Genomic DNA, 24,458 nt, shown 5'->3' on the forward strand with positions numbered 1-24,458 from the left:
CTAGTTTTTTGAGGCCTCGTCTGATTTTCGAGGCTCCGTTAGCTCCTGTGAAGAAGGTATAGTAGAAAGATATGTCAATCGTTTAGCATACCGAAGGGAGCCCCCGTGGCTAAGCCCAAACTCAGCGACGTTGCAGCCCTGGCGGGAGTCTCCCCCACCACGGTCTCCCGCGTGCTCAACAACCGCGGCTACCTGAGCGAAAGCACCCGCACCAAGGTCCACGAGGCAATGCGGGAACTCGGCTACCGCCCCAACGCCATCGCCCGCAGCCTGCAGGGCCAGCGCTCGCAGATGGTGGGCCTCATCTTCCCCACGGTCGCAAACCCCTTCTACGGGGAGATGGTGTACCGCCTCGAAAGTTACCTTGCCGAAGCAGGCTACCGGGTCATTCTCTGCAATAGCGATGACCACCCCGAACAAGAGAAGCGCTACCTGGAGATGCTTTTCTCCAATCAGGTGGACGGCATCATCAGCGGCGCCCACTCTGACGCGCTGGTCAATATTCCGCACGCCCAGGCTCCCCTGGTGACCGTGGACCGCCTCGAAAGCGGCTTTTACCCGAATGTCCGCTCCGATAATTACGGAGGCGCCCGCGCCGCCACGGAGCATCTGATTGCCACGGGTGCGCAGAATATTGTGCACGTGACGTCGACCCTGGGTAAGCACAATGAGCGTCAGCGCGGATACCGTGAGGCAATGCTCGAAGCCGGACTCATGCCGGAGTTCCTGGAGCTGGGCTTCCACCCCTCCCTGGGCATTAAGCGTGAGGTGCTCTACCGCCACCTCGACGAACGCGCCGATAGCCCGGAGCCGGTGGATGCGGTCTTCGCCTCCAACGATAATTACGCCGCGTTGGCGCTGGGCTGGGCGCGCGCACGCGCTATTCGTGTTCCGGAGGATTTCCAGGTGATTGGTTACGATGGCACGCAGAGCGTTCAGCTGCTCATGCCGGAGTTGGCGACCGTGGTTCAGCCGATTGAGGGCATGGCAGAGCGTACCGCGCAGCGTCTGCTGGAGCTCATTGAGCTACAGCAGGAGGATTCCTCAGAGAAGACCACTCCCCCAATTACCCAGCCCGAGGATGTACTCCCGGTTGAGCTCCATCTGGGGGCTACGGTGCGTTCTATCCCGAATCTGGATCAGATTCAGCCTGACACCTCCGCCCCGGACGAGCTCCAATAGACGAGCTCCAATAAGAAGCTCCTCTTCTGACGATAAAAATCCGCCCCACCGTGCGAGTGCTCACGGTGGGGCGGATTTTGCATATACATTTATCGGTTTTGTGCGCGTCCGGAAGTTTAGGAGGTGCGCTGCACAATCTCGGTGGGACCGGTGCCGGGGTAGACCATACCAACGGCGTGTGCCTTGGAGAAGATTCCGTGGAGCGGGCCGAGGGAGAAGAATCCGCGGCGCTCATAGAGACGGGCACTATCGTAGGTCGATGCTTCGAGGTAGGCGGGGTAGTCGCCGATGCGTTCGGTACCGTAATCGAGTAGCTGCGAGCCGATGCCGCGGCCTCGGTACTCTTCGAGGACACCAATGTTGAAGAGGTACCAGTGCTTGTACGCGGGGCGGTACTTGAGCAGGTGTAGCTCCATCAGGACTGCCCTCAGCAGGGTCTTGCAACCGAGTGCCTTGTAGTAGGCGCCAATCTGCTTGAGCTCGTTAGCGAAGGAACCCTCATGGGATTCAGGGGTGTTCCAGAGACAAACACCCACAATCTTGCCGGTAGAGTCGTCAATAGCAATGTCGATACGGCCGCGACCCTGGAAGTTGCCGTAGACCTGAAGGGTCATAATGGCGCGGAGCCTGGCGAGTTCCTGTCGGCGGCTACCGCCTGCAATGACTGCCATCATGGCAGGGTCACCGTCAAACGCGGCAATCAGGACTTCGAGCGCTTCGGCATATTCATGAGGCTCGGCGGTGCGGACAGTATAGGAAGCTAAGGTCATATTCACCCTTTACAAAAGCTTGAAACTATACATAAATATTAGCTGGATTATTCACTCCTGGCTAATAAATTCTGCCTTATCAAGACATTTTTCATAGCCATGCATCGAATGTGTGCCAGCTTATATTGCACCAATATGCATAAATTTTACGAATATTTATTCATGTTATTTTTGCATTACTTTGCAGGAAAAAATGTACACCCCGCACCAACTCTAGGAAGAGGGGTACGGGGTGTACATCACGTTGAGGTTATCTACTCATTAAGAGTGCAGACTATGCGTTAGCCTTTGCCTTCAGTGCAACCTTCAGCAGCGAATCTGCGCTGGTCACCGATGCGCCCGAAGCCTGAACATCTTCAACCGAAGCAGCCGCCTTCTTGGCGTTGGTAATCACCATGGGGGTTGCCAGCGGGTAGCCAGCAGCCTTGATGGCGGGGATATCGAACTCAGCGATGACGTCGCCGCGCTTGACGGTGTCACCCTTAGCAACCTTGGGCTCGAAGTGCTTGCCGTCGAGCTCAACGGTGTCCATGCCGATGTGCATCAGCAGATCCAGGCCGTCCTCGGTGCGCAGACCGTATGCGTGGCCGGTAGGGAATGCAACGGTGATCTTGCCGTCAGCCGGTGCGTAGAGCTTACCTTCGGTGGGCTCCACTGCGGTGCCTGCACCCAGTGCGCCGGAGGAGAAGGTGGGATCCTTGACGTCAGCCAGCAGAACCACGGAACCGACCATGTGGGAACCGATTTCGACGCTCTCGCCAGCCTCAGATGCTACAGCGGCGGCGGGAGCTGCGGCAGCAGCTACGGTGGCAACGGGAGCGGCAGCAGCGGGTGCAGCGGGTGCCTCAGTGTTGCCAGCCTCAACCTTCTTACCCCAGATAAAGGAGGCAACGAAAGCGATAACGGTGGTCAGGATGAGGCAGCCGAAGAAGCCAGCCCAGCCCGCGCCGGTAGTGGGGCTAATGGAGGGGAAGCCGATGTAACCAGCGGCGCCCAGAGCAATTGCCTTCACATTCAGGATGGAAGCGACCATTGCACCGATACCTGCGGAAACAATAGCAATGTAGAAGGGCCAGCGCAGAGCCAGGTTCACACCGAACATTGCGGGCTCAGTAATACCCAGGAATGCCGAGGGTGCAGATGCCGAAGCAATACCCTTAATCTTCTTGTTCTTGGTGGTCAGCGCAACACCGGCTGCAGCAGCACCCTGCGCCACGTTAGACATCGACGCGACAACAAAGATGAAGGAACCACCGGTAGCCCACAGGCTCATCTCGATGGGCGGGAATGCCTGGTGCATACCGGTCATCACGATGAATGCGTAGAAGGTACCGAAGACCAGACCGCCGAGCGGGCCGGCAACGGTGTAGAGCCAGTTCACGCCCTCGCCCAACCAGGTACCCAGCTGGAACATCGGGGGACCGACCAGAATAAAGGTCAGGAAGCCGGTGATGAGGATGGTCAGAGTGGGGGTGAAGATGAAGTCGATGGTGCCCTTGAGGACCTTGTGGAAGAACTTCTCGATATTCGCCAGGATGAAGGCGACCAGCATAATGGGCAGCACGGTACCCTGGTAACCCGCTTGCTGAACCTGCAGACCGAAGAGGTTCCAGTACTTCATCGGGTCGGTGCCTTCAGCACCCGCCAGGGATGCTGCGACACTGTAGCCGTTCATTAGGGCCGGGGAAACCATCGCGGCACCCATGGTCAGACCGAGGTAGGGGTTACCACCGAAGACCTTAGTAGCGGAGAAGCCGACCAGCACGGGCAGGAAGGCGAAGGGAGCTGCGGAGAGCAGGTTGATGATGTCTGCAAAGTCAGCCCACTCGGGGTGCATTGCGATGAAGCTCTCGGGACCAAAGATACCCTTGGAGGTCAGCACGCTGTTGATTGCCATCAGCATACCGCCACCGACCAGAACCGGAATCAGCGGGACGAAGATATCAGCAATGGTCTTAATGAAGCGGGAAACGATGTTGCCCTGCTTGGAGGCGATTTCCTTGAGATCATCCTTAGATGCTTCGGGTGCGCCAGCGGCGATAAGGTGCTTGTGTACCTCGTTAACGTCGCCGGGGCCGACGATAATCTGGAACTGGCCAGCATTGAGGAAGCTGCCCTTAAGATCCTCGTCGTTGTCGATTGCTGCCTGGTCGACCTTGTCCTGGTTCTTCAGGACGAGGCGAAGGCGGGTTGCGCAGTGTGCGGCTGCAACGATGTTGCCGGCGCCACCGACGTCCTTCAGCACGCGCTGTGCCACTGACTTGTGGTCCACGCTCGCTCTCCTTTGTTTGGAGCACCACCGTATGATGCTTTGTAAATGGGGTGGGGTGACATGTCTGTGTGTGCATGTCATGTATATGTCATACGTTTGACATATCAGATGTAAAACATGGTATCACGGGAAAGTTCTTAAAAGCGAGGGCCCACTCTCCACACGGAGAGTGAGCTCTCAGACATATTCAGAAATTACCGGAAACTACCCGCATAGGCGGCTCCCAACGCCTAGAAAATGGCTTAGAGGCGGCCATACTCCAGGGACAGCACCTCGCCACCGGTCAGGCGGACGCGGCGCTTATCGCCCTTGAAGAAGGTGCGAGCGGTCATAACCTCAGCGCCCATGGAGGCAACCAGCTTGCCACCCACGTACAGTTCGGTAGCCGAACCGTCCACAAGCAGGTCAAACTCGCGAATCTTCGAACGCTTCAGGGTTCGACGGCGCAGGCTGCCACCCTCGGTGTAGCGGGTACCGCCACGGTCCATCTGCACAAAGTCCTTATCCAGAACGATGCTCAGTGCCACGCCGTGAGTGTCCTTGATCTTCAGCTTCACGCACTCGTCAGAGACGTTCACGCGGCCGCGCAGACGGAAGGTCAGGGCATTCTTCAGCTCGACGAGCTTACCCTTCTCCTCCTCGCGGTACAGCGGGGTCATCTTCATCGCGTCGTTCAGCTGCGGAACCGGGCGCTGGAAAATCTTGCCGTTGCGCAGGTGCAGCTCACGCGGGTAGGTGAACATGTGCACCCAGCGGTGGCTCCACGAGGGCAGGTCGTCCTGGTCAGCATTGCCCAGCCAAGCAATCATCACCGGGGCATCACCGCATACATCGTGCGGTGCCTTCGGGTCGGCGGTCAGGCCGGTACCGGAGATGGTCTGCGGTGCGTAGAACTCGAAACCTGCATCCAGCTCGGTGAAGGGGGTCTCCACGGTGAACTTGAGGGTCTTGTTATCCAGCGAACCAACAATGTAGCCGCTCTGGAAAATGTTGTTGTACTTCTCGCCGAGGGGATGCATGCCCTGCGGGCTGAAAATCAGCACGTCACGAATCTCGCCGGTCAGCTCATCACGCATGCTCAGCAGGGAGGGGCACTCATACATGTAGGTGCCCTTGAGGCTCTTATCCTTGATGTCCAGCTCGCCGCGGAAGGCCCACTCGCGGCGGTCAGCGGAGGTGTACACGACCACGGCGCCGGTCTTGTCTTCACGCTGAGCACCAATAACCATCCACCACTCGCCGTTACGCTCAAAGACGTGCGGGTCGCGGTAGTGCGCGGTGTAGCCCTTCTCAGGGCCGGAAATCAGCGGGGGCAGCTGACGGGTCGGCTTCGCGTCCTCACCCGCAGTTGCGAGAATCTGGTAGGTTTCACGGTTGCCCTTCTCGTCCTTCACGTTACCGGTGTAGAAGAACTCAAAACCGCCGGGAACCTTAATACCGGAGCCGGAGTAGCAGCCGTGCGAATCGTAGCGGCTATCGGGCACCAGGGCGGTACCCTCATCGGTCCAGTGGGTCAGGTCCTCACTGACCGCATGACGCCAGTAGACCATACGCTCCGGGTGCAGGGGCGAGTACTGGTAGAAGGCGTGATAACGCTTACCATCGAAGACCAGGCCGTTCGGGTCATTCAGGCGGCCCACGGGAGGCGCCAGGTGCAGAGCAGGGTAGTCGCGGTCTTCACGAACACCGGCACCGAAAGCGTCCAGGACCTGCTGTGCTTCAGCCGCCAAGTCGCGGGCGGGTCGCTCGGTTGCGCTCTTCTTCTTTTTCTTCTGCTCGCTCATGTCTATCCGCTTTCGTGCAAAGGAATGTCTGGGTTGTCTCATCCCATCATACGGCACCTCTGCCCCGTTGCCGGGCTCTAGGAGAGAGGCACCACAGTGCTCTCAGCCTCTCTCATCCGGGGCACAGTGCGGTCACAGCGACTTCTGCGGGTGAGCGCGGTCAGATAGGACAGCACCACCGTTTGCTACAGGAGAAAAGAGCGGATGCGGCAAAGCCCCGAACCTCCCCAGTCTTCATACCGGGCGGGTTCGGGGCCGTTAAATGCCGCGAGGCGGCACATCCGATGGATGCACCGCCCGCGTAAGAATCGAGAAGAAGTCGATTACTTGAGGGTGATGGTTGCGCCAGCAGCCTCGAGCTGCTCCTTAGCCTTCTCAGCGTCTTCCTTGGAAACGCCCTCGAGCAGAGCCTTGGGAGCGCTGTCAACCAGGTCCTTTGCTTCCTTCAGGCCGAGGGAGGTCAGGGCACGAACTTCCTTGATCACTGCGATCTTCTTGTCGCCAGCGGACTCCAGGATAACGTCGAACTCGGACTTCTCTTCAGCAGCCTCGCCTGCTGCGCCGCCTGCTACAACAGCAACGGGAGCTGCTGCGGTGACGTCGAACTCTTCCTCGAATGCCTTAACGAACTCGGAAACCTCAACCAGGGACAGTTCCTTGAATGCTGCAATGAGTTCTTCGATGGACAGCTTAGCCATTGTTTGGCTCCTTCACTATCTGGTGCGGGCTGACGCCCGCGGTGTAAATCTTCAGTACCTACCCGAAAGGGTCGGTCAAATTTAGGGTGCGTTATACGCTGTTTGCGTTCACGCTGCTGAGTATCTCAGCGCTGGTGCAGTAGCACGAAAGGGGCTTATGCCTCTTCCGAAGCCTCCTCGGCTGCAGCGGGAGCTGCGCCTTCCTGCTCCTCCAGCTTGACGCGCAGTGCGTCCACAACCTGTGCGATGCGTGCGATGGTAGCCTTTGCACCACCTGCAACCTTGGACAGCAGAACCTCGCGGGATTCCAGGTCAGCGTAGCGCTTGACGTCGTCCTCGGAAAGAGCGGCACCTTCGTAGTAACCGTTCTTCACAATCAGCTGGGGGTTAGCCTTGGCAAAGTCACGCAGGCCCTTGGCAGCATCGATCAGGTCGCCCTTGATGAATGCCAGTGCGGAGGGACCCTGGAGGTGGCCTTCGAATGCGTCGATGCCAGCTTCCTTAGCTGCGATAGCAGCCAGCGTGTTCTTCACCACGGCGTATTCGGTCTCTGCACCGAGTGCGCGGCGCAGCTCCTTGAGCTGTGCAACAGTGAGACCGCGGTATTCGGTCAGGATGACTGCGTTCGAAGCTTCGAAGAGTTCCTTCAGCTCGGATACTGCAGCGATCTTTTCCTGAGTCGCCATGGTAGTTCCTTCTTCCGATTCTTGTAAGGTCGCCGGTAGAGCCTCGAAGCATTTATTGCAAGCAATAAAAAATGCCCCGACGCGTAGGCGTACGAGGCACGATAGACGGCACCCTAAATTAGGGCAACGACTATTCACTTCGAGTTACCTACGCGGGCGGCGATTTCTAGTGAAATCTGCTCTTATCAGAACTCTATTCTTCGTCTCCATCGAGGTGGCGATAAAGGACATAGTTCTAGACCGGCGGTCTTTGGTTCATTCATCATCTCAGGTTAAAGCCCGAGTCGCAAGTTAAAAACGTGATTAAGTGGGATTAATCACTTAAAGACCCCTTTTAAGCCAAATAACCGCTCTTTCTCCCGCCTAAAAGGCCCGATTGAAAGGCCCAGAAACCGTGTTCTAGAGGTAAAAGCGCTTTCCACCTGAGAACAAGAAGCAACGCTCCGCTGCCACACCCAGGTGCACCTGCTCCCCTACGCTGAGCGAGGCGCCAATCAGGGAGGTGCCCTGCGCATCCGAGATAAAGAACTCAAGCTCCTGACCGGCACGCACTCGGGCACTCAACTCAGAATCCACCGAAGCCCGTCGAGATTCCAGAGGTAGGGACACCGCCTCTAACAGACGCGCACTGTACAGCATGCCGCCCACCAGATGGCGGCTGCCAAGCACCTGCACCGGCAGAGCATGAGCAGCGTCTGCTGCCACAGGGCACAGCGCGGTCGCACGAATCGCCAGCTCACACCCGGCAGGAAGCGACTCAGAATCCTCAAGATTCAAAAGGTTCAGCGCGGGCGCCGCCAAAAGCTTAGCCACCTGCAGAGTATGCGGATGCGCCAGCAACCGCTCCGGAGTGTCCACCTGCACCAGGTAGCCAGCATCCATCACCGCCACACGCTGCCCCAGCATGAGCGCCTCATTCTGATCATGGGTCACGTACAGGCCCGTAAAACCGTAACGCTCATGCAGGCGCACAATATCGGCGCGGATACTCGCGCTCATCTGCTCATCCACACTCGCCAGCGGCTCATCAAAAAGAACCACCGGGGCACGACGAATCAAAGCACGCGCAATACCCACACGCTGAGCCTGACCACCCGACAGTTGCGAAGGCTTACGGGACTCCAGCCCCTCAAGTTTCAAAGCCTCCAGTAGCTCACGGTAGTAGTCCATATCAACCCGACCGGCGAACGCGCCCAGCCGGGTCGGAAACAGAATATTGTCCTTCACGCTCAGGTGCGGGTACAGAATAGGGCGCTGAAAAACCACACCCACCGAGCCGCGTTCCAGAGGCTGACCGGCGTAGGTCACCCGACCGGCGCTCGGTTCCTCCAGACCGGCAATAATACGCAGCAGGGTCGACTTGCCCGTACCCGAAGAACCAACCAGAGAAATCAACTCGCCGGGGTGCACATCCAGGTCAATCTCATTCAGAACCGTCGTATCGGTGCCAAAGGTCTTGGCGACACCTCGAATACGCAGGCCTTCAAAAGGCTCCGCCGCGGCAGAAGAATAGGATGCAGAAGTCATTCCCCCATTATCGCCGAAACTTGTGCCCGGCACGGGTGCAGAAGATAAGCACCGTCATAAAACAACCGCTTCAGCCTCCACGCCGGCTGCCTGAAGAAAAACCAAACAAAAAGCCCACACAAGAAAGTCTAGGCACGGCAAAGCCCCGGATCACATCCGGGGCTCACACCATATGCCTAAAGCAGCGAAAGGCCTCTAGCGCCGACCCACCAACAAACGACCCTGCGACGCCACATACGCCACACCGCCCCACAGGAAGACCAAGAAACCAGTACCAATCGCCATCAGCACAATACCCAGCGGGTTCAGCACGCCCGCGGCGCTCAAATGCACGCCGGTAGAAACCATTGCACCCATACCGAAGGAGAAACCCCACAGGCTCATGGAGAAGCCGCCCTCCATAATCCAGGGCAGCAGACGCATCAAAAAGAGCAGCTGCAAAATACCGTAACCGGTCATGATGAGGAAGAACCAGTCCACCGTGCCGCCATTAGCTGCCAGGTACGCGTTGCCTCCCACAAACGGCGGAGCCAACTGCACACCCATCAGACCGCGCTCACCAACGTTCATCGGAGCCAGGTTACGCAGACGGTTCAAGATCGCGGACTCCATGCTGAACCACGAAATCAGGCCCGCGCCGAAGAAAAGCATCGCCGCGTCCTTCCATCCCATCATGCCCATCGCGGTTGCCGTCGCAAAGTTCGTCGCAACCGTCGGCAGGTATAGTACCGGGGTGGTCGCCTCCGCCACGTGGGTACCGCGCCACATACCCGCAATGCGGTGGGAGGCAAAGTACAGCTGCCCCAGACCGCCAAGAATCGCCAAAGCGTAACCCAGGTAGGACAGGTACGGGAAGACCGTCGCACCCATCTGCGCGGTCGTCGCCGGGATTAGCGAAAAGAAGCAGCACTGCACCGGATGCGCCCACTGCTCCCGCAGCCACGGGCGGAAATTCAACACCGCAACAACCATGGCGGCAATCAGAATCAGCCACACCACAGCGGCGAAAGCAAGAATCGCCTCACCCAGCCAAGCGGGAACCATACCCGCGGAGGCGGCGGCACGCCATGCCGCGCCCAGGGCACCGGTACCCAGTGCCATCGCAAAGTAGCTGACGGGAATCGGGAAGGGACGAATGGCAGCCTGCGCTGAGGGAGTAGAAGAAGCCGGTAAAAGCTGAGTCATGAATAGATCCTTAAGGTCTGCTTGAGCCCGCGCATCAGGCAGGCGGAACTAGGATGATAAGAACGAAGTGTGTGCTGTTTATTCTAACGAGCTTGCCGCAGATATATTCCAGAACATACAGGTAGAGCGGCAGGAGAGCAGGCATAAAAATCGCCCCCGACGCCTAAACGTCGGGGGCGACTACTAGCTAAATGCTAGAAGCTACAGGTGCATACCTTAGGCAGCAACGGCAGCCGGATCAACGGGGATGCCGGGGCCGAAGGTGGTAGCAACGGTTGCCTTGGAGATGTAACGACCCTTAGCCGAAGAGGGCTTCAGGCGGTTAACCTCTTCCAGAGCTGCCTGGAAGTTCTCCTCCAGCTGCTCAGCGGTGAAGGAAGCCTTACCGATGATGAAGTGCAGGTTGGAGTTACGGTCAACGCGGAAGTCGATCTTACCGCCCTTGATGTCTGCAACAGCCTTTGCAACATCCATGGTCACGGTACCGGTCTTGGGGTTCGGCATCAGGTTACGGGGACCCAGGATCTTACCCAGGCGGCCGACCTTGCCCATCATGTCGGGGGTTGCAACCGCTGCGTCGAAGTCAGTCCAGCCGCCAGCGATCTTTGCGATCAGCTCGTCGGAACCAACGTAGTCAGCGCCAGCTGCCTCAGCCTCAGCAGCCTTGGGGCCTGCTGCGATAACGACCACGCGAGCGGTCTTACCGGTGCCGTGGGGCAGGTTCACGGTACCGCGAACCATCTGGTCTGCCTTACGGGGGTCAACGGACAGACGCATTGCAACCTCAACGGTTGCGTCGGTCTTGGTGGAAGAGGTTTCCTTCGCCAGGGCAACTGCCTCAGCGGGGGTGTAGAGCTTACCCTCTTCAATCTTGGCTACAGCTGCCTTGTACGCCTTGCTGCGCTTTGCCATCTGCTTTTCTCCTTATGCAGTTGTGGTCTCGTGAGCCGCGCTCGGCTCTGCCACATCCCGTCCATACGACGGGCATTTACAAGTTCTGTGTAGAAAAATCTACGGTGCCGATTACTCGGCTATTCGGCGAACCGAAATTACTCGACGGTGATACCCATGGAACGAGCGGTACCTGCGATGATCTTGGAAGCAGCATCCAGGTCGTTTGCGTTCAGGTCGGGCATCTTGGTCTCAGCGATCTCGCGCACCTGAGCCTCGGTCAGCGAACCAACCTTGGTGGTGTGAGGAACAGCGGAGCCCTTAGCAACGCCAGCAGCCTTCTTGATCAGCTGGGAAGCCGGAGGGGTCTTGGTGATGAAGGTGAAGGAGCGATCCTCGTAGACGGTAATCTCAACGGGGATGATGTTACCGCGCTGCGACTCGGTTGCAGCGTTGTATGCCTTGCAGAACTCCATGATGTTCACACCGTGCGAGCCCAGTGCGGGGCCGACGGGGGGAGCCGGGTTAGCGGCGCCTGCCTGGATCTGCAGCTTGATGAGGCCAGTGACCTTCTTCTTGGGAGCCAATGTAGGGTCCTTTTCTTAGCTGGGAACCGACGCACAGGAGCGTACGCCGGCAAGACGGTGACCGTGGCGCGGTCACCCGTGCATCCGCATGAAAGCGTGACATGCGCATACACAAACCAACATTCTAGCGTTAATCAGCGACTTAATCCAGCGCCAGCTAGCAGAAAGAGTAAACCCCACCCGCACAGCCGCCGCTGGTTATACAGCCGACACAAAATATGAGCCCCACACCGAAGTGCGAGGCTCATATTCACACGCTAAAAGCGTTAAATCTTTTCGATCTCGGTGAAGCTCAAGGTCACCGGGGTATCGCGGCCGAAGACGGAAATCATCACGACAATCTGCTGGGACTCGCCCTTAATCTCCGAAACGGTAGCGTCCATGCCCTCGAAAGCACCGGACTTCACGCGGACATTCTCGCCCACAGTGTAGTCGGACTCGATAACGGGCTTGGAAACAGGCAGACCCTGGCTCTGCTGCTGCTCTTCGAAGACCGGCAGGAGCATGTCGAAGACCTCGTCCATGCGCAGCGGGACCGGGTTGTACGCATCCTGACCCACGAAGCCAGTCACACCGGGGGTGTGGCGGACAACGCCCCACGAGTGGTCGGTCAGTTCCATACGAACCAGAACGTAACCGGGAACACGCACGCGGCGGATGGTCTTCTTCACGGTGTTCTTGAACTCAACCACGGTTTCCATGGGGACCTGAACCTCGAAGATCTCATCTTCAGCTTCCAGGTTCTGGATACGGGTCTCGATACCGGTCTTCACCTTGTTCTCGTAACCGGAGTAGGTGTGAACCACGTACCAGTCGCCCATCTGACGGCGCAGCTTGGACTTGAATTCTTCCAGAGCGTCGACTTCCTCAGCCGCCTCAGCAGCTGCTTCAGCCACCTCGACAGCCTCGGTAGCTTCCTCAGCCTGCTGCTCAATAGCTGCAGACTCCTCAGTAGCCTCAGCAGCGGCTACCTCGACCTCTTCAATCTCGGATACCAGTTCCTGCTCGGACACGTCGCTCCTACTTTCTATCGTTAATCATCTAGAGGGGACTTCCACTCGCCAATGCGCTGAGGGAAATCACTGATGGGGCACCCCAGATAAGGATGCAGCCAGTACTAGTTACGCTGAATCGTTCCGTTACCGAAAATCCAGAATGCTCCCTGGCCGAAAAGATAATCCAGACCAGAAATAAGCAGGAGCATCACCACGACAAAGAACAGAACTCCGAAGAAGTAACCAACCAGTTCGCGTCCGGTGGGAGTAGTAACCTTCTTCAACTCCGCAATAACTTCACGGAGGAATGCAAAAATACGGCCGAAGAAACCGAGCTTCTTATCGCTCTTCGACGATGCGCCGGGCTTAACAGCCTTCTCGGCGGTAGCAGACGATGCCATTTCTTCTGCCCCTTTCTGAGTCTAAAAAAGTACGCCCGGGGAACGGGCGTACAAAGATGGTATTGAGGCAATAAAAGCAGGGCGGACAGGACTCGAACCTGCAACCTGCGGTTTTGGAGACCGCTGCTCTACCAATTGAGCCACCACCCTTTGAAGCGTTAACTTCAGGTGCGAGAGTTGCTTCTCACTTGTCTACTCCTCCACTGCCTCCTAAGCCGTGGCTTTAGAGGGGCAAACAATTACACCCTTGCGGGTGCAGAACTAACTGTAAACCATCTTTCGGGGCTGATGCAACTTCAAAATGTAATATTTTTCGAAAAACCTCTTGAGATACCTTGACGAAGGGTTCCGCATCGCTACTAGTGGACCGTATCCTATTACAAGGAACGCCGCACACACCCGCGCCCATCACGCGCGGATTGGTCCCACACGTGCATTCCCATCACCTATTTCCTTGTCGACTTCACGCCGGCAGCGCACAAGAAGAAAGAGAAGAGAGCCCCATGGCGCGTATTTCAAGCCGCATCGGTGCCATCGCACCCTCCGCAACCCTTGCCGTCGACGCAAAGGCAAAAGCACTCAAGGCTCAGGGACGCCCCGTCATCGGTTTCGGCGCAGGCGAACCGGACTTCCCCACCCCCGCGCACATTGTGGACGCCGCACGCGAAGCGCTCAACGACCCCAAGAACTTCCGCTACTCCCCCGCCTCCGGTCTTCCCGAGCTGAAGAAGGCAATCGCGGAAAAGACCCTGCGCGACTCCGGCGTAGAGATTGACCCCTCCCAGGTTGTCATCACCAACGGCGGCAAGCAGGCGGTCTACCAGGCATTCGCAACCGTCATTGACGAAGGCGACGACGTCCTGCTGCCCGCACCCTACTGGACCACCTACCCCGAGTGCATTCGCCTGGCTGGCGGTAACCCTATCGAGGTTTTCGCCGGTAGCGACCAGCACTACAAGGTCACCGTCGAGCAGCTCGAAGCGGCCTACACCCCCGCCACCAAGGCGCTCATCTTCGTCTCCCCCTCCAACCCGACCGGTGCCGTCTACACCGAAGAAGAAACCCGCGCCATCGGCGAATGGGCACTTGCCAAGGGCATCTTCGTTCTGACCGACGAAATCTACGAGCACCTCACCTATGACGGTGTTCAGGCAGTCTCTATCCTGAAGGCAGTACCCGAGCTCGCTGACCTGTGCGTCATCCTCAACGGCGTGGCAAAGACCTACGCCATGACCGGTTGGCGTGTAGGCTGGATGATTGGCCCGCGCGACGTCATCGCCGCAGCCTCCAACCTGCAGTCCCACATGACCTCCAACGTCAACAACATCGCCCAGCGCGCAGCCCTTGCCGCTCTGACCGGCCCGCAGGACGACGTGGAAATCATGCACGCAGCCTTCGACCGCCGCCGCCGCACCATCGTAGATGGCTTGAACGCTATTGAAGGCGTGCACTGCCCCGTACCCACCGGTGCGTTCTACGCATACCCGGACGTACGCGAACTGCTCGGCAAGGAAATTGAAGGCGTACGCCCGCAGACCACCGCAGAGCTCGCCGAGCTCATCCTCGAAAAGGCCGAGGTCGCAGTGGTTCCCGGCGAGGCATTCGGCCCCAGCGGTTACCTGCGCCTCTCCTACGCCCTGAGCGATGAGGATTTGGCAGAGGGCCTGGCGCGTCTGCAGAAGTTCCTCGGTCAGGCACGCGACTAGTTCGCGGCTCTCCGAACCGCGTCTCTTGCCCCGGCGGGAGGTGCGATTTAGGTGTTGGGTGAACCGGCACAAAACGATCAATCACAGGACTATTGACCGTTTTTTGTCCTAAAAACGGAGAATCCCACAAGTATTTAAAAATATTTTTAAAACGAATGAGGCTTCCCGCATCTTTACAGATGTGAGGAAGCCTCATTCGCCTCTTCGGTGCCATAGGTGGGAAAGGGCGGCTATTTGTGTTTCAAACCCAAACATACAGGTACTAAAAACCTGAACTTTTCAGCACCGAAACGGGCGTTCCCACGGCTTTCCACCACTACCCACACAACCCAAACATCGCTAAAATAGAGACCAAGAGAACGACCTCCCGACCGGCGAACATTCGCGTGCCGAATTCGTGGAGGTCATAGTTATATACACGCGCGCACAACACCTAAAACGCGCAGACATTAGGAGCCAACCATGAAGATCGGTCTGCTTACTTCCGGCGGCGACTGCCCCGGCCTGAACGCTGTCATCCGCGGCGCTGTCCTCAACGGCGTCAAGAAGTACGGCTACGAGTTCGTCGGCTTCCGTGATGGCTGGCGCGGCGTCGTTGAAGGCGACTACATGGACCTGCCCCGTCAGAAGGTCCGCGGCCTGGCAGCCCAGGGCGGCACCATCATCGGTACCTCCCGCACCAACCCCTTCGACGGTCCCAACGGTGGCCCCGAAAACATCGAAATTATGATGGAACGCCACGGCATCGACGCAATCGTCGCTATCGGTGGTGAAGGCACCCTCGCAGGCGCAAAGCGCCTGGCAGACGCAGGCCTGCCCGTCATCGGTGTCCCCAAGACCATTGACAACGACCTGCGCGCAACCGACTACACCTTCGGTTTCGACACCGCAGTGTCCATCGCAACCGAGGCTATGGACCGCATCCGCACCACCGGTGAATCGCACCACCGCTGCATGGTCGCAGAGGTCATGGGCCGCCACGTCGGCTGGATCGCCCTGCACTCCGGTATGGCAGCAGGCGCACACGCAATCCTGATCCCCGAGGTCAAGGTCTCCATGGAGCAGGTCGCTGAATGGGTCAAGGAAGTACACGACCGCGGCCGCTCTCCCCTGGTTGTTGTGGCTGAAGGCTTCATCCCCGAAGGCTTCGACGACGTCATGGCAAACAAGGGTACCGAGAAGGACGGTCGTCCCCGCCTCGGTGGTATCGGTGAGTACATCACCCACGAAATCGAGAAGATGACCGGCGTCGAAACCCGTAACACCATCCTGGGCCACATCCAGCGCGGTGGCGCACCCACCGGCTACGACCGCGTGCTCGCAACCCGCCTGGGCATGGGCGCAGTCGACATGGTCGCTCAGAAGCAGTGGGGCAAGATGGTCTCCGTTCAGGGCACCGAGATCAAGTACGTACCCCTTGAAGAGGCACTGGACGGTCTGAAGTCCGTACCTCAGGAACGTTGGGAAGAAGCAGCCGTCCTCTTCGGCCGCTAAACCCCGCAAGCTCAGCAAGCTCAGCAAGCTCGCTGAGCACTCATACTAAAACCGCGGAGGCGGGCACTCGCAACGAGTGTCCGCCTCCGCGGTTCTAGTTGGGATGGGTTCTAGTTCAGGCGGTTTTGGGTCGGGGAGCGCCTAGCGCTTCAGGAAGTCCTGACCCGCCAAAGAACGACGCGCCACCTCACCGGACTCCGGCGAAACCACAGTCGTCTGAGCCACCGCATACTCCGTGGCCGGTGCCGGGGACCCGTCGGGCAGGAAATCCCCACCGTCTACCGCGCGCAGGGGCGCCTTCGGATCAACGCCACGCTTAATGACGGCCAGGGCGATCGGGCCCGCCTCGTGATGCAACGCCACTGAGGTAATACGACCGACCGGGCGGGACTTGCCCTCCACGAACAGCTCACTACCTGCCGCCGGCAGGGTGTGCTCCGAACCGTCAATATCCAAGAACACCAGGCGGCGCGGCGGGCGGCCCAGGTTATGCACACGAGCCACCGTCTCCTGCCCCTTGTAGCAGCCCTTATCAAAATGCACCGCCGTACGGGTGTAATCCAGCTCCTGCGGGATGGTCTTATCGTCAGCCTCGGTGCCATAGCGGGGGCGCCACGCCTCAATACGCAGAGCCTCCGCAGCCCACAGACCCGCAAAACGCGCGTCCGAAGATTCAGCCAGGGCGGGCAGAACAGAGCGCGGCACGATGCTCAAGAAACGCACGTAGTCCGCGCCAGGGTGAGCGTCACCCGCCTCATCGTAACGGTAGCTGCCAGGTGCCGGAGTGTGCCAAGAGTCCTCCCACACCAGCGGCTTAGTCTCGGCGAGCGCCGGATGCACCGAACCGTCCTGCAGAATCGGGTTGCGGGCGCTCTCCAGCACGGCGTACTCGTCGCTGAGGTTCTGTACCTCAACACGCATCATGAACTTCATGCGGTTCAGGTAATCGGTCAGCGGCTGAGCCTGGTCGCCCTCCACGATGAGCCAGAGCGCCTCGCCATCTTCGATAGCAGCCGGGGCATACTCCACGCGGCCCTGAGGCGAAAGCAGCAGGAACTCGCGGCTCTCCCCGGCGGTCATGCCGGTCAGAATCTGAGAAGCGATGGAAGTCAGCCAAGTCTGGCGGTCCGGACCCGCAACACGCACTACGCCCAGGGAGGAGCGGTCCACTAACACTAGCGGCTCATCCGCACCGGCGGAGCGGTCGAAGCTGAGGGCGCGCTGCTCCAGCATGGGGTTGCCGTAGTGTGCGGCGACGCCGGCATCCAGCCCGGAGGCGGCAAAAGCGCCGTGCAGGCTCAGCAGGGGGCTCACCGGGCGGGAGGCATCGGGCTGGGGTGCCTCAGCCTGAGGCGCTTCAATCGAAGATTCAGTCACGGAAGGTGCACCTTTCACGCAAAGAGTCTGCCCCGCCGACCAGCGGGGCAGACACAAGTTAGTTATTAGGCGGTGGGCTCAGAGCCGGGCTCGCCGGTGGGCTCTTCGCCGTCCAGGGAACCGAACATCGAAGTGCCCAGGGAGTCGCCGGTCATCGAAGAGGTCTTACGCAGCTCAGCGGAAGCGTGCTTGTGCAGCTTGCCCTCGGCGTCTGCGACCTCCCAGTCCCACATGAGGTTGCCGTTGACCAGGCCCCACAGTCGCACGGAGCCTGCGTATTCGTGGGAAATGTCGTCGCGCAGTAGGTTGCCGGTCTGCATGCGGATGACCGGACCCTTAACCATGCCCACGTAGTTTTCGCTAATACCGCCGGGGTGCGCAATGGTTGCCAGCAGGGAGAAGCCGTCGTCGGCGTTGCGGAGAGTCTCTACGCTTGCCGCGTCAGCGAAGGCGGGAACAACGTCCTTGGGGACGATACCGAAGCCGCCGTCAGCGTCGGTGAGGGGGCGGTCAATCTGCCAGAAACCGGTTTCAACGGTGATGGGGCGCAGCTTCTGACCCTCGTCATCGAGCAGGAAAGACTCAGCGCGGTATTCAATGAAGGGCAGACCATCCTGCTCAAAAGTAATAATCTGGCCGAAGGGGGTGTTTTCCTGGCCTTCGTACCACATGGTTCCGGTGCCTTCCCAGGTGCCGAGCAACCATGCGAAGGGAACAAGTTCAGGGGTTAGGTTGGTAGGGATTTCAATAGCCATACCTTCCATTTTAGTATCCTGCGTACAACAGTAGCCTGTTCGTTCGCTCACGGCACGGGGTAGCACCGCCGTCTGCAGAGTAAACGGTACGGCGGGCAACATAAAGAAAACCCCCAACCGGAGGGGACCGGGTGGGGGTTCACGCCGCCATTGGCGAGGCGGTACGAACCGTACGACCGCCTAAAGCCCTGTGTGGGCGATGCTTCTGCTCTGTGCGGGGAAGACTACTTCTGACCGCTGAAGAGGCCACGCAACACTGCGAATGCACCGATACCGATGCACACGGAGATAATAGCCATCAGCGACATGAAGAGAGCTTCAAGAGCCATAAGATTGTTTTCCATGCCTTAAACCTACCACAGACCCACCCCGAAAGGGCGCAGAATCGGTGCTAAAAACATCCTGGACAGAGCTATCGGCAGCGACCTGCGCAGACGGGCAAGTAAACAGTCCGGTATACGATATCTGCATCTGCTCTTTACCGCCTCCACAGCTGCACCATAGGCGGGCGAGTACACTAGAAAGAGCCTAATATTTTACCGGGAAAGGAGAGGGTGTGTACCGTATTGCGCTTCTGAGCGATACCGCCGCGCAGGATATGATTCCCTCGCTGAGTCTACTCAGCCACAAGGTACACGTTTTCCCCCTCGACACCGCCCATACAGCTCTCGAAACCGAGACATTCGACCTGCTCATGGTCGATGCCCGCACCGCCCTCGTTAAAGCACGCCACTGCGCCCAGCTACTGCGCGCCGCAGGTGTGCAGTTGCCGCTCATCGCGCTCCTGAATGAAGGCGGCATGGCGGCTGTTGCCGCCTCCTGGCAGGTGGACGATATTGTCTCTGACCAGGCCTCCCCTTCCGAGCTGGATGCGCGCCTGCGCCTCGCCATCAAAAGGGAAGCAACCACCGAAGAAGAAAACCAGCAGGAACGAGTGGTGCGCGCAGGCAACCTCGTGATTGACACGCAAGCATATTCGGCGCATCTTTCCGGTACCGCGCTGAACCTGACCTTCAAAGAGTTTGAGTTGCTCAAATTCATGGCTCAGCACCCCGGACGGGTCTTCTCCCGCGCCCAGTTGCTCTCCGAAGTGTGGGGTTACGATTCCTACTACGGCGGCACCCGAACCGTGGACGTGCACGTGCGCCGTCTGCGTTCCAAGCTCGGTACCGAGTACGAGCAGATGATTTCGACCGTGCGTAACGTGGGCTATTCCTTCAACAGCACCCGCTAAATTTTGGGGCTCCAACCCCTGTTTTGGTGTACCCGCTCTGCGAGTTGCCCCGGTGCTGCGCCAAGTACCAGAATGCGTAAATGTTCCGGTTCTTGTCATATTCGCCCAGGACGGAGAACAAACTCTCCAAAGAGCAACTATCCCCGGTAGAGTTGAATCAGAAGGCTACGAAAGAAGGCGATGATGGTACACAGTCAGACACCCGAAACCTCCACCCTGCCCGCAGCAAGCACCCCGGTCTACGCAGAACCGCAGCTCACCGAAGAGCTGCTGGAACGCTTCGATTCCTTCGCACAGAAGGTTGCCCGCCACGACGGCGTCTCGGCATTCTCTGAGCAGACCCGCATTGAACTGAGTAAGGCACTCCACGAAAGCACCCTGATCCCTCCGCGTTTCTTTGTCGCCGAGGATAACGGCACCCTCGCTGCCGTCTTTGTGGCGCTCACCCCCGCCAACGACGAAGACACCGGCGTGATTGAGGCAGCCGTCGCCCCCGAATACCGCGGACGAGGCGCAGGTAGCGCATTCTTCGACCACGCCGTCCGCCAGCTGGGCGATGACGCAACCCGCTACCGCCTCTGGGTTCACGGTAGCGCCACCGACACCGGCATCGAAAGCCCCGCCCACGCGTTCGCGACCCTGCACGGTTTCGAGCCGGTGCGTGTGCTGTACAAGATGGTTCTGCCCCTGGACGCGCAGACCCGCGAAGAGCTCGTGGAACGCTCCGATGCGCGCACTCTGCCGGAGAACCTGCGGATGCGCACCTTCACCGGCGCGGACGAGTTCCCTTGGCTACGCGTGAACGCCGCCGCTTTTGCGCACCACCCGGAGCAGGGCAAGCTCACCCTTGCCGATTTGCGCGAGCGCACCGGCTCCCCCTGGTTCCGCCCCGAGGGTTTCTTCATCGCCTCCGAGGTGGATGACGACTCCGCCATCGCGGCATTCACCTGGACGAAGATTCCAACCGGTCAGGAGCAGGGCGAGCTGTCCCCCTCCGGTGAGATTTACGTGGTGGGCGTGAACCCTCAGGCGCAGGGAGGCGGCCTGGGCCGAACCCTCACCCTGCGCGCGCTGGCATACCTGGCATGCGCTGAGGACGAGAACGGCGAGCCGCTGCGCGCCATCGACCTGTACGTGGACGCCGATAACACCACCGCATATTCCCTCTACACTTCGTTGGGTTTCGGCGTGGCGACGGTTGACCGCATGTACGCCCCCGCCCAGCAGGATGAGCCTGCCGCCTAGCTTTTGGTGCGCCGTCTCTGGCGTGCTTCTTCACGACTTATCCCCGATCAGAAAGGCAAGTACAGTATGGTACCCGCCCCCAATGGCCTGAATAAGGCGCCTAAGCCTAAGCCGTCTGAGCCGGCACCCATGACCGGTGTCATTCATATCGGCCACGATATTTCGAAGATTGAGCGTGCCGAGTCTCGCGGCGACCGCATTGAGAAGGGCGAGAAGCGCTCCTACTTCAGTCTGGAAGAGGAGTTCGGCCCGGAGCGTTTCTTCGACCGTGAGAGCAGCTGGCTGGACTTCAACACCCGCGTGCTGGAGCTGGCGGAGGACCCGAACCTGTTCCTGCTGGAGCGTCTGAACTTCCTGTCGATTGTGGCGTCTAACCTGGATGAGTTCTTCATGGTGCGTGTGGCGGGTCTGAAGCGCCGCATTGCGACCGGTCTGGCGGTGCCTTCGGCAGCAGGTCTGAGCCCCGAAGAGCAGATGGAAGAGATTGCTGAGCGCGCTCACCAGTTGCAGACTCGCCACGCTGATGTGTTCCAAAACCAGGTTCTTCCGGCTCTGGAGGAGCAGAACATCCGCATTGTGGGTTGGAACGACCTGGATGCGGACGCTAAGCAGCGTCTGCGCGAGGAGTTCATGCGCGATATTTTCCCGATTCTGACTCCTCTGGCTGTTGACCCGGCGCACCCCTTCCCGTATATTTCGGGTCTGTCGCTGAACCTTGCGGTGCTGGTGCGTAACCCGCAGACCGGCAAGGAGCTGTTCGCTCGCGTGAAGGTGCCCGATCAGCTGGACCGTATGGTCTCTGTGGATGGCTCGCGCGCCGCTAATACTGCGGGCCGCGAGAGCCGCTACATTGCTCTGGAAGACATCATTGCTGAGCACCTGGACACTCTCTTCCCGGGCATGGAGGTTGTGGAGCACCACGTCTTCCGCGTGACCCGTAACGAGGATCTTGAGGTGGAAGAGGACGATGCAGAGAACCTGCTGAAGGCTCTGGAGAAGGAGCTTCTGCGCCGTCGTTTCGGTCCTCCGGTCCGTCTGGAGGTTGAGGACACCATCAACCCGACCATCCTGGATCTGCTGATTTCTGAGCTGAACATTGATGAGTCTGAGGTGTACCGCCTGCCGGCTCCGCTGGATCTGCGCGGTATGAGTGCGATTGTTCGTGCGAACCGTCCGGCGCTGCACTACCCCAAGCACATTGCGCACACTTCCCGTTGGCTCAACGCCACCGAGACCGCGAAGGCTGCGGATGTGTTCGCTGCCGCCCGCGACCACGACGTGCTGCTGCACCACCCGTACGACTCCTTCGCAACCAGTGTGCAGGCGTTCCTGGCTCAGGCTGCCGCCGACCCGCGCGTTCAGGCGATTAAGCAGACCCTGTACCGCACCAGTGGCGACTCCCCCATCGTGGATGCGCTGATTGAGGCGGCTGAGGCGGGCAAGCAGGTTGTGGCGCTGGTCGAGATTAAGGCTCGCTTTGATGAGGAAGCCAACATCTCGTGGGCTCGTAAGCTGGAGCGCGCGGGCGTGCACGTGGTGTACGGCATCGTGGGTTTGAAGACTCACTGCAAGCTGTCGTTGGTGGTGCGCCGTGAGGGTAACCACCTGCGTCGTTACGCACATATTGGTACCGGTAACTACCACCCGTCCACGGCTCGTTTCTACGAGGACTTGGGTCTGATTACCTGCGATGAGCAGATTTGTGAGGATGTCTCCCGCCTGTTCAACCAGCTGTCCGGTTACGCGCCGAAGACTAACTACCAGTCGCTGCTGGTGGCGCCGCGTACTCTGCGTAGCGGCCTGATTGAGTGCATCGACCAGGAGATTGAGAACCACAAGGCTGGCCGTCCGGCGAAGATTCAGTTCAAGTGCAACTCCATGGTGGATGAGGCCATCATCGATTCGCTGTACCGTGCTTCGCAGGCTGGTGTGCCGGTGGATGTGGTGGTTCGCGGTATTTGCGCTCTGCGCCCGGGCGTTAAGGGTCTAAGCGAGAATATTCGCGTCCGTTCGGTGCTGGGCCGCTTCTTGGAGCACTCGCGTGTGTTTGCGTTTGAGAACGGTGGCGATCCGATTGTCTACATTGGCTCTGCCGACATGATGCACCGTAACCTTGACCGCCGTATTGAGGCTCTGGTACCGGTGAAGGATCCGCGCCACGTGAAGTATCTGCGTGATATGTTCACCATCTACATGAGTGATTCTTCGCGTACTTGGCACCTGGATTCTGAGGGTAACTGGACCCGCCACGACACCGACGATCAGGGCAACCCGCTGCAGGATGTGCAGTCGTACTACCTGAGCTCGCGTTCCCGTAAGAACGTGGTGGATAAGGTCTAAGGAAGTACCGCTGACCTACCGGTGATTTCTGGGGTGAACCCCGTCTGTTCTCGCGCTTTATGGCGTGGGGCAGGCGGGGTTTTCCGCGTGTCGTGCAAAAACGTGCGGTGGACTAGTGCACTTAGCGCAAAAGTGAACAACAGGTTACGTTGAGATTACAACTTGACGCTTCTCTCCCCTACAATTAGACGCGGAGCATGGTGCCCTCTGGCATTGTGCACAAGCCTAGCGAAGAGGTTCAGAGAGAGATATGGCACCGCTGGATTCCCCCTCCATCTACTACTCGGCACGACGTTTTGACGCGGTCAACAGCATTGACCGTGCCCCCTCAAACACTGCGGATATTGTTGCTTCTGGCGCACTGATTTGGCGTATGCACGACGGTGCGCTTGAGGTCCTGATCATTCACCGCCCCCGCTATGACGACTGGTCCTGGCCTAAGGGCAAGCAGGATCCGGGCGAGTCCCTGGCTGAGACCGCTATTCGTGAGATTCGCGAAGAGGTCGGTCTGCAGGTTGTTCTGGGTGTGCCCCTGGCGGTGACTTCCTACCCGGTGGGTGGCCGTCCGAAGGATGTTTTCTACTGGGCTGCTGAACTGCCCGAGGGCGCCCGTGCCCTGGCGGATGAGGGTGAAGTGGATGAGCTGCGTTGGGTATCCACCGAGGTTGCTCGCGCCCTGCTGACCAACGAGGACGACCTGGCACCCCTGGAGTCCCTGGAGGCTCTGGCTGAGGCGGATGCGCTGCGTACCCGCCCGATTCTCATTGCCCGCCACGCGAAGGCTAAGCCGCGTTCGAACTGGGCTGCCGCTGAGGATGACCGCCCGCTCGCGGCGACCGGCAAGCGTCAGGCGTTGGCTTCTAGCCGCCTCTTTGCGGCGTGGGCTCCGAGCCGTATTATTTCTTCCCCGTGGTTGCGTTGCGTTCAGACCGTGACCCCGTACTCGGTGGATTATGGTGTGTCGGTGAAGGAGAAGAAGTCCCTGTCTGAGGCTGGCGCTCAGCGTCACCCGGCGCGTGTTGCCCGCACCGTGGCGTCACTGTTCGATAAGGATTCTTCCTCGCTGCTGTGCACTCACCGCCCGGTACTGCCCCAGGTGATGGATGTTCTGCGCGAGTACCTGTTGGAGGGCTCCGCGGAGGTCCTTCCGACTAAGGACCCGTACCTGGAGCCTGGCGATGCCCTGGTTCTGCAGGTGACTGAGGGCGATAACCCGCGTATTGTCTCGGTAGAGCGTGTACGCGCTGCTCTGGACTAACACCCATAGACTTTTATCTTCTAACGGCGAGCGCGCTGGGCTTTATGCTCAGCGCGTTTGCTCTACCTGCG

The 24,458-nt window shown here is 59.2% G+C and carries 20 protein-coding genes and 1 tRNA gene; 7 read left to right on the plus strand and 14 right to left on the minus strand.

Annotated elements, in window-relative coordinates:
* Positions 1 to 105: 105 nt before the first annotated feature.
* Positions 106 to 1,182, plus strand: a complete 1,077-nt coding sequence (locus tag HMPREF2980_RS07110) for a LacI family DNA-binding transcriptional regulator (RefSeq protein WP_070506951.1) — start codon at positions 106 to 108, stop codon at positions 1,180 to 1,182.
* Between the two features lie 116 nt (positions 1,183 to 1,298).
* Here HMPREF2980_RS07110 and HMPREF2980_RS07115 read toward each other — a convergent pair whose 3' ends face one another.
* The 12 genes from HMPREF2980_RS07115 to HMPREF2980_RS07170 all read right to left on the minus strand — a co-directional run bounded on the left by HMPREF2980_RS07115 (position 1,299) and on the right by HMPREF2980_RS07170 (position 13,128).
* On the minus strand, positions 1,299 to 1,952 hold the full coding sequence (locus HMPREF2980_RS07115; protein ID WP_070541418.1) for a GNAT family N-acetyltransferase: 654 nt from the start codon (positions 1,950 to 1,952) through the stop codon (positions 1,299 to 1,301).
* 274 nt (positions 1,953 to 2,226) lie between these two features.
* Entirely contained in the window at positions 2,227 to 4,224 is a 1,998-nt protein-coding gene (locus HMPREF2980_RS07120; RefSeq protein ID WP_049349209.1) for a PTS sucrose transporter subunit IIABC, read from the minus strand.
* A 242-nt stretch (positions 4,225 to 4,466) separates the two neighbouring features.
* Positions 4,467 to 6,008, minus strand: a complete 1,542-nt coding sequence (locus HMPREF2980_RS07125) for a glycoside hydrolase family 32 protein (protein WP_070541415.1) — start codon at positions 6,006 to 6,008, stop codon at positions 4,467 to 4,469.
* A gap of 323 nt (positions 6,009 to 6,331) precedes the next feature.
* A complete protein-coding gene (gene rplL, locus HMPREF2980_RS07130; protein WP_005504884.1) occupies positions 6,332 to 6,706 on the minus strand; it encodes a 50S ribosomal protein L7/L12 in 375 nt (124 codons plus the stop codon).
* 155 nt (positions 6,707 to 6,861) lie between these two features.
* A complete protein-coding gene (gene rplJ / locus HMPREF2980_RS07135; protein WP_044150180.1) occupies positions 6,862 to 7,392 on the minus strand; it encodes a 50S ribosomal protein L10 in 531 nt (176 codons plus the stop codon).
* A 399-nt stretch (positions 7,393 to 7,791) separates the two neighbouring features.
* A complete protein-coding gene (locus HMPREF2980_RS07140) occupies positions 7,792 to 8,919 on the minus strand; it encodes an ABC transporter ATP-binding protein (RefSeq protein ID WP_070691039.1) in 1,128 nt (375 codons plus the stop codon).
* Between the two features lie 195 nt (positions 8,920 to 9,114).
* Positions 9,115 to 10,104, minus strand: a complete 990-nt coding sequence (locus HMPREF2980_RS07145; protein ID WP_070691041.1) for an SLAC1 family transporter — start codon at positions 10,102 to 10,104, stop codon at positions 9,115 to 9,117.
* 216 nt (positions 10,105 to 10,320) lie between these two features.
* Positions 10,321 to 11,016 carry a 50S ribosomal protein L1 gene (gene rplA / locus HMPREF2980_RS07150; protein ID WP_005504876.1) on the minus strand — a complete coding sequence of 232 codons (696 nt, stop codon included), beginning with the start codon at positions 11,014 to 11,016 and terminating at the stop codon, positions 10,321 to 10,323.
* 137 nt (positions 11,017 to 11,153) lie between these two features.
* Entirely contained in the window at positions 11,154 to 11,582 is a 429-nt protein-coding gene (gene rplK, locus HMPREF2980_RS07155; RefSeq protein WP_005504870.1) for a 50S ribosomal protein L11, read from the minus strand.
* A gap of 266 nt (positions 11,583 to 11,848) precedes the next feature.
* A complete protein-coding gene (gene nusG, locus HMPREF2980_RS07160) occupies positions 11,849 to 12,595 on the minus strand; it encodes a transcription termination/antitermination protein NusG (RefSeq protein WP_049338063.1) in 747 nt (248 codons plus the stop codon).
* A gap of 104 nt (positions 12,596 to 12,699) precedes the next feature.
* Positions 12,700 to 12,978: a preprotein translocase subunit SecE gene (secE, locus tag HMPREF2980_RS07165; RefSeq protein ID WP_049353360.1), complete on the minus strand. Its 279-nt coding sequence runs from the start codon at positions 12,976 to 12,978 to the stop codon at positions 12,700 to 12,702.
* Positions 12,979 to 13,055: 77 nt separating this feature from the next.
* Positions 13,056 to 13,128: transfer RNA gene (locus HMPREF2980_RS07170), tRNA-Trp, on the minus strand.
* Positions 13,129 to 13,481: 353 nt separating this feature from the next.
* Between HMPREF2980_RS07170 and HMPREF2980_RS07175 the strand changes: the two genes are divergently transcribed.
* Positions 13,482 to 14,684, plus strand: a complete 1,203-nt coding sequence (locus tag HMPREF2980_RS07175; protein ID WP_049341095.1) for a pyridoxal phosphate-dependent aminotransferase — start codon at positions 13,482 to 13,484, stop codon at positions 14,682 to 14,684.
* A gap of 462 nt (positions 14,685 to 15,146) precedes the next feature.
* Positions 15,147 to 16,178, plus strand: coding sequence for a 6-phosphofructokinase (locus tag HMPREF2980_RS07180; protein WP_005504866.1), 1,032 nt, complete (start codon positions 15,147 to 15,149; stop codon positions 16,176 to 16,178).
* A gap of 141 nt (positions 16,179 to 16,319) precedes the next feature.
* Here HMPREF2980_RS07180 and HMPREF2980_RS07185 read toward each other — a convergent pair whose 3' ends face one another.
* A complete protein-coding gene (locus HMPREF2980_RS07185; RefSeq protein WP_070691043.1) occupies positions 16,320 to 17,555 on the minus strand; it encodes a CAF17-like 4Fe-4S cluster assembly/insertion protein YgfZ in 1,236 nt (411 codons plus the stop codon).
* Positions 17,556 to 17,620: 65 nt separating this feature from the next.
* A complete protein-coding gene (locus HMPREF2980_RS07190) occupies positions 17,621 to 18,310 on the minus strand; it encodes a nitrobindin family protein (RefSeq protein ID WP_049349557.1) in 690 nt (229 codons plus the stop codon).
* A 556-nt stretch (positions 18,311 to 18,866) separates the two neighbouring features.
* Between HMPREF2980_RS07190 and HMPREF2980_RS07195 the strand changes: the two genes are divergently transcribed.
* The 4 genes from HMPREF2980_RS07195 (at position 18,867) to HMPREF2980_RS07210 (ending at position 24,387) form a co-directional block, all read left to right on the plus strand.
* Positions 18,867 to 19,544, plus strand: coding sequence for a winged helix-turn-helix transcriptional regulator (locus HMPREF2980_RS07195; protein WP_080975586.1), 678 nt, complete (start codon positions 18,867 to 18,869; stop codon positions 19,542 to 19,544).
* A gap of 180 nt (positions 19,545 to 19,724) precedes the next feature.
* On the plus strand, positions 19,725 to 20,789 hold the full coding sequence (gene mshD, locus HMPREF2980_RS07200) for a mycothiol synthase (RefSeq protein WP_049347338.1): 1,065 nt from the start codon (positions 19,725 to 19,727) through the stop codon (positions 20,787 to 20,789).
* Positions 20,790 to 20,855: 66 nt separating this feature from the next.
* Entirely contained in the window at positions 20,856 to 23,129 is a 2,274-nt protein-coding gene (locus HMPREF2980_RS07205) for an RNA degradosome polyphosphate kinase (RefSeq protein WP_083313518.1), read from the plus strand.
* A 250-nt stretch (positions 23,130 to 23,379) separates the two neighbouring features.
* Positions 23,380 to 24,387, plus strand: coding sequence for an NUDIX hydrolase (locus HMPREF2980_RS07210; RefSeq protein WP_070691045.1), 1,008 nt, complete (start codon positions 23,380 to 23,382; stop codon positions 24,385 to 24,387).
* Positions 24,388 to 24,458: the final 71 nt, after the last annotated feature.

This window comes from Rothia sp. HMSC076D04 (assembly GCF_001814645.1).
GTDB lineage: Bacteria > Actinomycetota > Actinomycetes > Actinomycetales > Micrococcaceae > Rothia > Rothia mucilaginosa.